Source organism: Microbacterium sp. K24, assembly GCF_004794465.1.
In the GTDB taxonomy this organism is placed as follows: Bacteria; Actinomycetota; Actinomycetes; order Actinomycetales; family Microbacteriaceae; genus Microbacterium.
Genome location: NZ_SSDJ01000134.1, coordinates 46,592 through 55,951 on the forward strand (window position 1 = coordinate 46,592; position 9,360 = coordinate 55,951).

The following is a 9,360-nucleotide window of genomic DNA, read 5'->3' on the forward strand; positions in this document are numbered from 1 at the left end:
GGTGCCGGTGGTCAGCTGCTGTGCACCTTCACGGTGCCGTCGAGGCCGTCCCCGGTGAGGGTGAGCGTGAAGTCGTCGTCATCGACATCGTCATCGGGGAAGGCGATGATGGTCGCGCGCGGCGCCATGTCCATCGTGCACACCTGCTCGGCATCCGTGACGAAGGTGACGGTGCCCGCGTTTCCCGACCCCTCGACGGACTCCACGACCGGCGCGCACGAAGAGGAGCCCCAGGTGAGCAGCACCAGGCTGCCGTCGTCGAACCAGCCGGCGGAGGGCTGGTACTCCGTCGAGCTGCCGGGCTTCCCCGCGAAGTCGGGGTTCCCGTCGAGGTCGACATCATCGACGATGTCGCCGTAGGTGACGTTCAGGGTGATCTCGGCCGTCGGATCCACGCCTTCCGGAAGGGCGCCGATGCTCGCGCGCGGCGAGTAGTCGGCCGTGCACACCTTCTCCTCGCCGTTCTCGTCCGGGAGGTCCACGACGGTCACGGTGACGGTCTGGCCCTCTGCGGAGACCTCGTCGACCTGCGGGACGCAACCGGACGAGCCCCACGTGATGACGGCGAACATGCGGCCGTCGTCGAGGAGCACGCCCTCGATGTCGCCGGTGTCGTCGCCCGCGCTCGCGCTCGGCGCGGGCGAGCTCGTCGGCGTCTCCGCGCCGGGCGTCGACGTGCATCCGGCAGCGAGGAGCGCGATCGCCGCGAGCGACGAGAGGACGGCTGCGAGACGCGTGCGTGAGGCCATGCTCACAGGGTACCCGTCTGATATTCCGGATTCACCTACAGGTTCCGGCGGTGCTCCCTGAGCTCACTGGAGGGCCGAGGTGAGACGGGCGAGGTTGTCCAGGACCGTGGAGCGGAGCGGTTGCTGCATCCACTCCTCCAGGGTGAGCTCGCGACTCAGCGACCGGTACTTGTCCTCGACGGCGCGCATCTCCGAGACGAACTCCTCGCCGCGCACGAGCATCGACACCTCGAGGTTGAGACCGAAGGAGCGCATGTCCATGTTGCTGGATCCGATGACCGCGACCTCGTCGTCGATCGTGAGGCTCTTGGTGTGGAGGATGTACGGCTTGCGGTACATCCAGATGCGCACCTCGGCCCGGAGCAGCGCCTCGTAGTAGCTGCGCTGGGCGTGGTACACCATCGCCTGGTCGCCCTCTTCCGACACGAACAGCTCGACGTGCACGCCGCGGTCCACCGCCGCGGTGATCGCGAGCAGCAGGGCCTCGTCGGGGACGAAGTACGGGCTCACGATGATGACCCTGCGCTTGGCCGCATAGAGCAGAGCGAGGAAGAGGCGCAGGTTGTTCTCGACCTTGAAGCCGGGCCCGGACGGCACCACCTGGCAGTCCAGATTGCCGGAGCCGATGTCGGCGTGCGCGATGTCGATCTCTTCGAGCACCTCGTCGGTCTCGCTGTACCAGTCGCTGAGGAAGATCGCGTTCACGCTCAGCACGACCGGACCGTCGAGGCGCACCATGAGGTCGACCCAGTGCAGACCCCGCTTGATGTTCTTGGGGAGGTTGTAGGTCGAGTCGGTGACGTTCTGCGAACCGAGGAAGGCCACCTTGCCGTCGACGACGAGGAGCTTGCGGTGGTTGCGCAGATCGGGCCGCTGCATCTTGCCCTTGAGCGGCTGCACCGGAAGCATCAGCTGCCAGTCCGCGCCCATCGCGTTCAGTCTCTTGAGGGTCGCCTTGTACCGCGGTTTCCAGCGGTTCGCCCAGTGATCCATCAGGACGCGCACTTCGACGCCGCGCGCGGCGACCTCTTCCATCGCGCGGAAGAAGTTGTCGGTCGATTCGTCGGCTTGCAGGATGTAGAACTCGACGTGGACGTAGTCCTTCGCCTCGCGGATGGCCGAGGCCATCGCGTCCAGCGACTCCTGGTAGTCCGAGATGAGATGGGCGCCGTTGTCACCGGAGAGCGGGAGCGCGCCGAGCTTCTGGTTCATCTCCACGGTCGGCCCGAACCATCCGGGCGCGTGCGGACGGAGGGTGCCGAAGTGCAGGTGCTCGCTCGTCTGCGCGATGTACTCGTTGATCTGGTCCTGTTTGCGTCGTCGCGCACGCGGAAGGCGCGGGTTTCCGATCAGGAGGAACAGGAAGACGCCGATGAACGGGATGAAGAACACGGCGAGGAGCCATGCCATCGCCGCCGTCGGACGGCGATTGCGCGGGATGATGATGATCGCGGTGGCGCGGATGGTGAGATCGAGCAGCAGGAGGAAGAGCGCCGTCAGCAGGGCCCAGATCTCGGGCGTCATCGTCTCCCCTCGCTCCCCCGGTGGCGATCACCGGAGGTTCGCGCAGTCCGCCGCGCATTGGCTACACAGTAGCCGATGGCCCGGACGCCGCTCAGGCGCGAGGAGGGAGGCCGCGCGCCGCGCGCTCCTCGGCCTCGATCTGCGCGTGCACCTTGCGCTCGGTGCGATCGAATCGGAGGATTCCGCGGAGCACGAAGACGAAGACGATGCTCACTCCGATGGTCGGCAGAATCGACCATGCCGCAGCGAGCCAGAAGTTCTCCATGTCTCCATCGTACGCGAGCGACTCTTCGTCCACATTCGTGGCTTTCACGCCGCCCCCTCCACAGGAGCGGATTTCTGCACCGGCGGATGCTTCCTTCGATCACACTCCTGGAATGACCACACTGCTTCGCGCCTCCGACTCCGCCGGATTCCTCCGGATCGTCCCCGCCCTCGCCGGGTTCACGCCCCGGCAGAGCATCGTTCTCCTGCCGTTCCGCGGGTCCCGCGCCTACGGCGCGATGCGCCTCGACCTGCCGAGAGACGACGTCTCGCTCGAGGAATACGCCGACGCCGCGGTCGGGCTGGCCCTGCGGGTGGAGGGAACGGATGCCGTCGCCCTCGTCGTCTACACCGATGGCGAACCCCACCCCACGCGAGACGGGCTCGTGCTGCCGTTCGCCGTCGAGGTCGACGAGCTGCTCGGCTGCGCCGACGACGCCGGCCTTCGCGTCGTCGACGCGCTCTGCGTGACCCCCGCCGGCTGGGCGAGCTACCTCGTCGACGACCCGGTGGTCGGTGCTCTCAGCGACATCGATGCCGTGGCTGTGCCGACGTCCGGTGACGGGGCGGCCGATGACGAGACGGCCGGAGATGTGGCCGGAGATCAGTTCGCCGGGACCGAGCTCCCCGCCGTCGACCTCGCCGAGAAGGAGCGGGTGGCGTCGGCGCTCCTCGAGCTCACGGAGATGCTGTGCCGCGACAAGTGCGGCACGCTCACGGGAAGGGAGAACCCGCTGGCGATCGCCGCCCTCGTGATGCTGGAAGATGTGCCGGCGTTCTTCGAGTCGGTCCTGCGGACGCCCGACGACCTGCCGCCGTTCGCGACGGCGGCGCTGCTGTGGTGCTTCGACCGCCCGCTGTTCCGCGACGTCGCCATCGCGCAGTGGGCGACCGACCTGGCCGGCGGCATGCGCACGCTCGGCGCCCAGCTCGCCTTCGCCGGTACGGGGTCGATGGTTCCCGACGACCTGGGTCAGGTCTTCCTGGGCCGCGGACCCGCTCCCGACACCGACCGGCTCCGGGTCGCCCTGTCGGTGGTGCGTCACGCGGCAGCCCGAGCCCCGCGAGCGTCCCGCACGGCGCCGCTGACGGCCGCGGCGTGGCTGTCCTGGGCTCTCGGCCGCTCGAGCCATGCGGGCCGCTACCTCGAGATGGTGCGCGAGATCGACCCGCAGTACGGCCTCGCCGCGCTGCTCGAGACGATGATCGGCGGCGCTCTCCTGCCGGAATGGGCCTTCCGACGCGGTCCGGCCCGATGACCGGGACCGACGACTACTTGACGAGGGGGAAGAGGATGGTCTCGCGGATGCCGAGCCCGGTGATCGCCATCAGCAGACGGTCGATGCCCATCCCCATGCCGCCCGACGGCGGCATGCCGTGCTCGAGCGCCCGCAGGAACTCCTCGTCGACGGGCATCGCCTCGACGTCTCCGCGCGCGGCGAGCTTGGCCTGCTCCACGAAGCGCTCGCGCTGGATCACCGGGTCGACGAGCTCGGAGTATCCGGTCGCCAGTTCGAAGCCGCGGATGTACAGATCCCACTTCTCGACGACGCCGTCGGTCGACCGGTGCTCGCGCACGAGCGGGGACGTGTCGACCGGGAAGTCCATCACGAAGGTCGGACGCACGAGGTCGCCCTTCACGAAGTGCTCCCACAGCTCCTCGACCAGCTTGCCGTGCGTGGCCTGCGCCGGAAGATCGACGTCGTTGGCCTGGGCGAAGGCGATCAGGTCGTCGACGGAGTCCTGCGGGGTGATCGTGCGGCCCGACGCAGCGGAGAGCGACTCGTACATCGAGATGCGGTCCCACTCGCCGCCGAGGTCGTACTCGGTGCCGTCGGCCCAGGTCACGGTCGTCGACCCGGTCACCGCGATCGCCGCCTGCTGCACGAGCTCCTGCGTGAGCGCGGCCATCTGGTTGTAGTCCCCGTAGGCCTGGTAGGCCTCGAGCATCGCGAACTCCGGGCTGTGCGTCGAGTCGGCGCCCTCGTTGCGGAAGTTGCGGTTGATCTCGAACACGCGCTCGATGCCGCCGACGACCGCACGCTTCAGGTAGAGCTCCGGCGCGATGCGCAGATACAGCTCGGTGTCGAAGGCGTTGGAGCGGGTGATGAACGGACGAGCGGATGCGCCGCCGTGCTGCACCTGCAGCATCGGCGTCTCGACCTCGAGGTAGTCGTGGCTGGTGAAGGTGGCTCGCAGGCTCGCGTTCACGGCAGCGCGGGCGCGGACGGTGGTGCGCGCCTGCTCGCGGACGATGAGATCGAGGTAGCGGCTGCGGACGCGGCCCTCCTCGCTCAGCTCGGAGTAGGCGTTCGGGAGCGGAAGGATCGCCTTCGACGCGATCGTCCACCCATCGGCCATGATCGACAGCTCCCCGCGACGGCTGGAGATCACCTCGCCGTGCACGAAGACATGGTCACCCAGGTCGACGAGCTCCTTCCACGCGGCGAGAGACTCCTCACCGACGTTCGCCAGCGAGATCATCGCCTGGATGCGGGTGCCGTCACCCGCCTGCAGCGTCGCGAAGCAGAGCTTGCCGGTGTTGCGGCTGAACACCACGCGTCCGGCCACGCCGACGATGACGCCGGTCTCGGCGCCCGCCTCGAGCTCGCCGTACTCCGCGCGCAGCGCAGGGATCGTGTGCGTCACCGGGACGGCGACCGGGAAGGCGCCGCCCGCGGCATCCGCCCGACTCGCGATCAGGCGTTCGCGCTTGGCGAGACGCACGGCCTTCTGCTCGTGGACGTCCTCTTCGGTCGAAGGGTCGGCCGAAGCCGATTCGGGCGCGGCGGACGCGTCAGTCATGTGCGGTGCTCCTTGAAGTCCTCCCCAGTTTACCGAGGCGGCGTGCCGAGTCCTTCGCGCGGGCTGGGTAGCCTCGAGGCATGACCCCGACACGGATCATCCACGCGTTCGCCGCCCTCGCCCTCGCGCTCGTCGCGGTCGCCGCGCCCGCGGCAGCGACGGCGGCGCCGGTATCGTCCGTGCGCCCGTCGGTGTCGGAAGACGTGGACGACTTCTCCTACGCCTCGTGGGACGCCGTGTACGAGGTCGGACTCGATGACGAGGGGCGCGCCCTCATGCACGTCACCGAGACGCTCGTCGCCCGCTTCCCCGACCAGGACCAGAACCGGGGCATCGTCCGCGGGCTCCCGACGACCTACGAGGGCGCCGGCATCGACACCCGCATCCTGTCCGTGAAAGACGAGCAGGGGGCGGACGTCCCGTACGAGACCGACGAGGACGACGGCCTGCTGTTCGTCCTCACCGGGAACGACGACTTCGTGCAGGGGCTCACGACCTACGTGATCGAATACGAGATGCGCGACGTCATCCTCGCTGCCGGGGCATCGCGAGGGTCACGGGGCGAAGGCTCGGCCACCCCCGCGGTCGACGAGTTCTACTGGGATCTGCTCCCGCTCGACAGCACCCAGCCCATCGAGCGCTTCCGCGCCGACATCGTCTTCGACGCCGCGATGAGCGCGCGGCTCGTGGGGGCGACGAGCTGCTACTCCGGTGTCTCGGGCTCGACCGACACGTGCGATCTTCGGGGGCCCGCCGTCGACGGCGGCATCGCGACGTTCCGTGTCGACTCGGGCGAGCGCCCCGCGGGCGACGGCGTCACCGTCGCCATCGGCTTCGAGCCGGGAACGGTCGCGCAGCCCTCTGCCCGCACGCCCAACCCGGTGACCGATACCGTCCCGCTGGTCGCGGCCATCGGCGCCGCCGTGCTGTCGGTCGGGTCGTGCGCGACCGTGTGGTCGTTTCAGCGCCGACGCCGCCGCGCGAGCGGGATCATCGTCGCACAGTACGACGTGCCCGATGCGATGCCGCCGCTGCTCGCCGCCGCCATCGTGCCCGGTGCGAAAGACGCGATTCCCTCCGAGATCGTGCACCTCGCGGTGCGGGGCACCCTGCGCATCGAAGAAGGCGGCTCACCCGAGAACCCGCGGCTGCGGCGCATCGCGGGAGCCCGCATCCCCGACCACCTCGACGTCGAAGCACTCGACGCCCTCTTCCTGAAGGCGAACGACGGGGGCGTCGTCGACGTGCCGAGTGCGAGCGAGGCATTCGCCGGGCGGATGACGGCGCTCGTGCAGTCCGGGAAGAACGCCGCGGTATCCCGCGGACTCACGACCAGGGCGCGCAGTCGAGCGGCCGTGATCGTGCAGTGGTTCGCGATCGTCCTCGCCGTCATCGGCCTGGGCATCTCGGTGTGGGGCGTGGCCTCGGGTCGGCTCTCGGCGATCCCCGCGCTCGTCGCGATCTCGTTCGGCGTCTTCCTCGTGATCATCGCCAGCCTCTACTCCTTCACGAAGCACACCGTGCTGACCCCCGAAGGTGCCCGTCAGTTCGAGTATCTGCAGGGTGTGAAGGAGTTCATCCGGGTCGCGGATGCCGACCGTCTGCGCATGCTGCAGTCGTACAGCGGCGCCGAACGCCGGCAGGACGGCAGCGCCGATGTCATCCACGTGTACGAACGCCTCCTCCCCTACGCGATGCTCTTCGGCATGGAGAAGGAGTGGGGAGACGTGCTGGAGCAGGCGTACCTCCGCGAGCAGCGCGGACCCGGGTGGATCGGCGATCCGAACACGCCCTACCTCGGCGTGTACCTCTCGACCTTCACCGCGTCTTCGCACGCGGCGTCGACCTACACCTCTCCGTCCGCAGGAACGTCATCGAGCTCGGGCGGATCGTTCGGCGGCGGCTTCTCGGGCGGCGGAGGCGGTGGAGGGTTCTCCGGCGGACGCTGACGCTCCCGGCCGCGGTCGTCAGATCAACGGCGGCGGATCGGATGCTTCGCGCAGCGCCCGCTCCACGGTCGACTGCACGAGCGCAGAGAGGTAGCCGCCCGGGTTCTCCACCCCGATCGCGCGAAGCCGCGCCGTCGACTGCCCGATGATCGACCGCGAGAACTCGGTCGCGGTCTGGATGGCGTCCGCGTAGGCCGGGCGGTCCTCCTCCGCGATCACGATCGGCTCGCAGCCCATCTCCACGGCGAGCGCCTGCGCGATCGGCAGCACCGGGCCCGGGGCGGTCACCGCCGCGAAACCCGCCTGCAGCTGGCGCAGGTCGATCGACGTGCCGGTGAACGTGATCGCGGGGTGCACGGCGAGCGGGATCGCTCCGCGTTCGGCCGCAGGCCGCAGGATCTCGGTGCCGTGAGCAGGGTCGGTGTGCAGCACGAGCTGGCCGATCTGCCATCCGCCGACCTCCGCGATGCCCGCGACGAGCGAGCTCAGCTGATCCGACGGCACCGCCAGGATCACGAGCTCCGCGCGGCGCACCACCTCGAGCGCGTCGAGCACCGGCACCTCCGGCAGGACAGCGGACGCGCGTTCGTCGTCCGAACCGCTCGTGATGCCGACGATCGCATGGCCGGCGCCGCCGAGGGCAGCGCCGAGCACGGGGCCGACGCGTCCTGCGCCGATGATGCCGACGCCGAGGCGTCCGTCACGCACCACCCCGTCACTCCCCGTTCGTGGCGGGAGGAGCAGGAGGCGGAGCGACGGGCGGAGCAGGCGGTGCGGCAGGCGGCGCCACCGGCGGTGCGGGAGGCGGCGCGACCGGAGGAGCAGGAGGCGCGACCGGAGGAGCCGGAGGCGGGGCGATCGGCGGTGCCGGCGGAGGCGTCACCGGAGGCGCGGGCAGCGAGACGGGCGGACCGGACGGCGCCGGGAGATCGGTGTACGCCGGCGCCCCGTATGCCGGAGGAGCCGGGTACGCCGGAGGAGCCGGATACGCCGGAGGCGCGGGCGGCGCGTGCGGAGCCACCGGAACATGTTCGCTCCAGCGATGACTGGTGTCCCTCGACGCCGCCTCGGCGGCCGCCCGGCTGACATCGCCGAGCAGCGCCAGCGCGTCCTCGCGCTCGAGCCCGGAGAGGTATCCGGTGATCGGTCCCGGAGCGGTGTGCACCTGGGCGCCGGAGACGCGCTGCGCCCGGTCGATGGGGCCCTGCGAGAGCGAGACGCCCTGCAGGCGCGCCAGCGGGAAGACGGCGAGCTTGCGCCACACGACGCCGCGCCGCAGCAGCAGTCCGAAGTCGGCGACCGAGTAGCCGTGCCGCTTCCACGACAGCGGACGACGCCACCAGGCCCGTCGCGGCATCCGGCGGAACGGGTCGCCCTCGACCGGGCCGACGACGCCCTGCTCCCAGAGGAACGGGATGCTCGCGGCCGGCACATCCGGGAGCACCAGGCCGAGCACGCGCTCCACGTCGGCGCGCTTGCCGACGGGGAGCACGACGTTGAACTGCTGCGCACTGCCCGACTGCTGCGCTGCCGTGCTCTTGCCGCTCATCCGGTTGATCTTGATCGTCCACCATCCGAACGGACGCCAGAGCAGCGACTGCGACACCTCGACGGCGAAGATGCGTCCGGGAGGGAGGGTCTCGGTCACGGTCGTGAGCAGGCCGTAGGTGATCCGCACCCCGTCGGGTGTCGGGGCGATCGAGTAGCGCAGCGACTTCGAGATCTGTGCCCAGGTGATACCCACGACGGCGACGACCATGGGGATCCCCATGGCCAGCCCGATGCCGAGCAGCACCACTCCGCCTTCGGTGTCTCCGTCGGCGAGGACCCCGATGATCGTGCTGCCGAGCGCGATCGCGAAGATCACGCCGAAGAAGAGCAGCCAGAGCAGTCCGGAGATCAGCTGCGAGCCGATCAGACGACCCGTCGGAATCTTGACGACGCTCTCGGGCGCGACATCGGCGAGGTCCACGCCGGTGATGAGGCTGGTGACGCCCTCGTTCACCGAGCCGCGCAGCTGCGCCCGCGTCGAGGCCGGAGCCCCCGGGTGCGCGGCAGCGGCTCCCGCG

8 protein-coding genes are annotated in these 9,360 nt (G+C 69.9%); 2 read left to right on the forward strand and 6 right to left on the reverse strand.

Translation table 11 applies throughout. The annotated features are described in order from the left end of the window. Positions 1-11: 11 nt before the first annotated feature. The 3 genes from DW306_RS14055 to DW306_RS14065 all read right to left on the reverse strand — a co-directional run bounded on the left by DW306_RS14055 (position 12) and on the right by DW306_RS14065 (position 2,586). Positions 12-749, reverse strand: a complete 738-nt coding sequence (locus DW306_RS14055) for a hypothetical protein (RefSeq protein ID WP_136056218.1) — start codon at positions 747-749, stop codon at positions 12-14. Positions 750-812: 63 nt separating this feature from the next. Beyond that, positions 813-2,273 carry a cardiolipin synthase gene (gene cls, locus DW306_RS14060; protein ID WP_136056219.1) on the reverse strand — a complete coding sequence of 487 codons (1,461 nt, stop codon included), beginning with the start codon at positions 2,271-2,273 and terminating at the stop codon, positions 813-815. A 91-nt stretch (positions 2,274-2,364) separates the two neighbouring features. Next, on the reverse strand, positions 2,365-2,586 hold the full coding sequence (locus DW306_RS14065) for a hypothetical protein (protein WP_136056220.1): 222 nt from the start codon (positions 2,584-2,586) through the stop codon (positions 2,365-2,367). A 64-nt stretch (positions 2,587-2,650) separates the two neighbouring features. Between DW306_RS14065 and DW306_RS14070 the strand changes: the two genes are divergently transcribed. Next, on the forward strand, positions 2,651-3,796 hold the full coding sequence (locus DW306_RS14070) for a DUF4192 family protein (protein WP_136056221.1): 1,146 nt from the start codon (positions 2,651-2,653) through the stop codon (positions 3,794-3,796). Between the two features lie 13 nt (positions 3,797-3,809). On the opposite strand, the gene lysS is transcribed toward DW306_RS14070, so the two are convergent. Beyond that, the gene (lysS, locus tag DW306_RS14075; RefSeq protein WP_136056222.1) at positions 3,810-5,342 is read right to left on the reverse strand and encodes a lysine--tRNA ligase; all 1,533 of its coding nucleotides are present in this window, start codon (positions 5,340-5,342) and stop codon (positions 3,810-3,812) included. Between the two features lie 80 nt (positions 5,343-5,422). On the opposite strand from lysS, the gene DW306_RS14080 reads away from it, so the two are divergent. Next, positions 5,423-7,291 carry a DUF2207 domain-containing protein gene (locus DW306_RS14080; protein WP_136056223.1) on the forward strand — a complete coding sequence of 623 codons (1,869 nt, stop codon included), beginning with the start codon at positions 5,423-5,425 and terminating at the stop codon, positions 7,289-7,291. An 18-nt stretch (positions 7,292-7,309) separates the two neighbouring features. Here DW306_RS14080 and DW306_RS14085 read toward each other — a convergent pair whose 3' ends face one another. Both DW306_RS14085 and DW306_RS14090 read right to left on the reverse strand, forming a co-directional pair. Continuing rightward, positions 7,310-8,002: a DUF2520 domain-containing protein gene (locus DW306_RS14085; RefSeq protein ID WP_136056224.1), complete on the reverse strand. Its 693-nt coding sequence runs from the start codon at positions 8,000-8,002 to the stop codon at positions 7,310-7,312. Positions 8,003-8,006: 4 nt separating this feature from the next. Further along, positions 8,007-9,360: PH domain-containing protein (locus tag DW306_RS14090; protein WP_168429339.1), on the reverse strand; the 1,354-nt coding region annotated here is incomplete at its 5' end.

Excerpts from the sequence above, each read along its gene's own strand:
- DW306_RS14055 (WP_136056218.1), bottom strand. The coding sequence starts at position 749 with ATGGCCTCACGCACGCGTCTCGCAGCCGTCCTCTCGTCGCTCGCGGCG.
- cls (WP_136056219.1), bottom strand. The coding sequence starts at position 2,273 with ATGACGCCCGAGATCTGGGCCCTGCTGACGGCGCTCTTCCTCCTGCTG.
- DW306_RS14070 (WP_136056221.1), top strand. The coding sequence starts at position 2,651 with ATGACCACACTGCTTCGCGCCTCCGACTCCGCCGGATTCCTCCGGATC.
- lysS (WP_136056222.1), bottom strand. The coding sequence starts at position 5,342 with ATGACTGACGCGTCCGCCGCGCCCGAATCGGCTTCGGCCGACCCTTCG.
- DW306_RS14080 (WP_136056223.1), top strand. The coding sequence starts at position 5,423 with ATGACCCCGACACGGATCATCCACGCGTTCGCCGCCCTCGCCCTCGCG.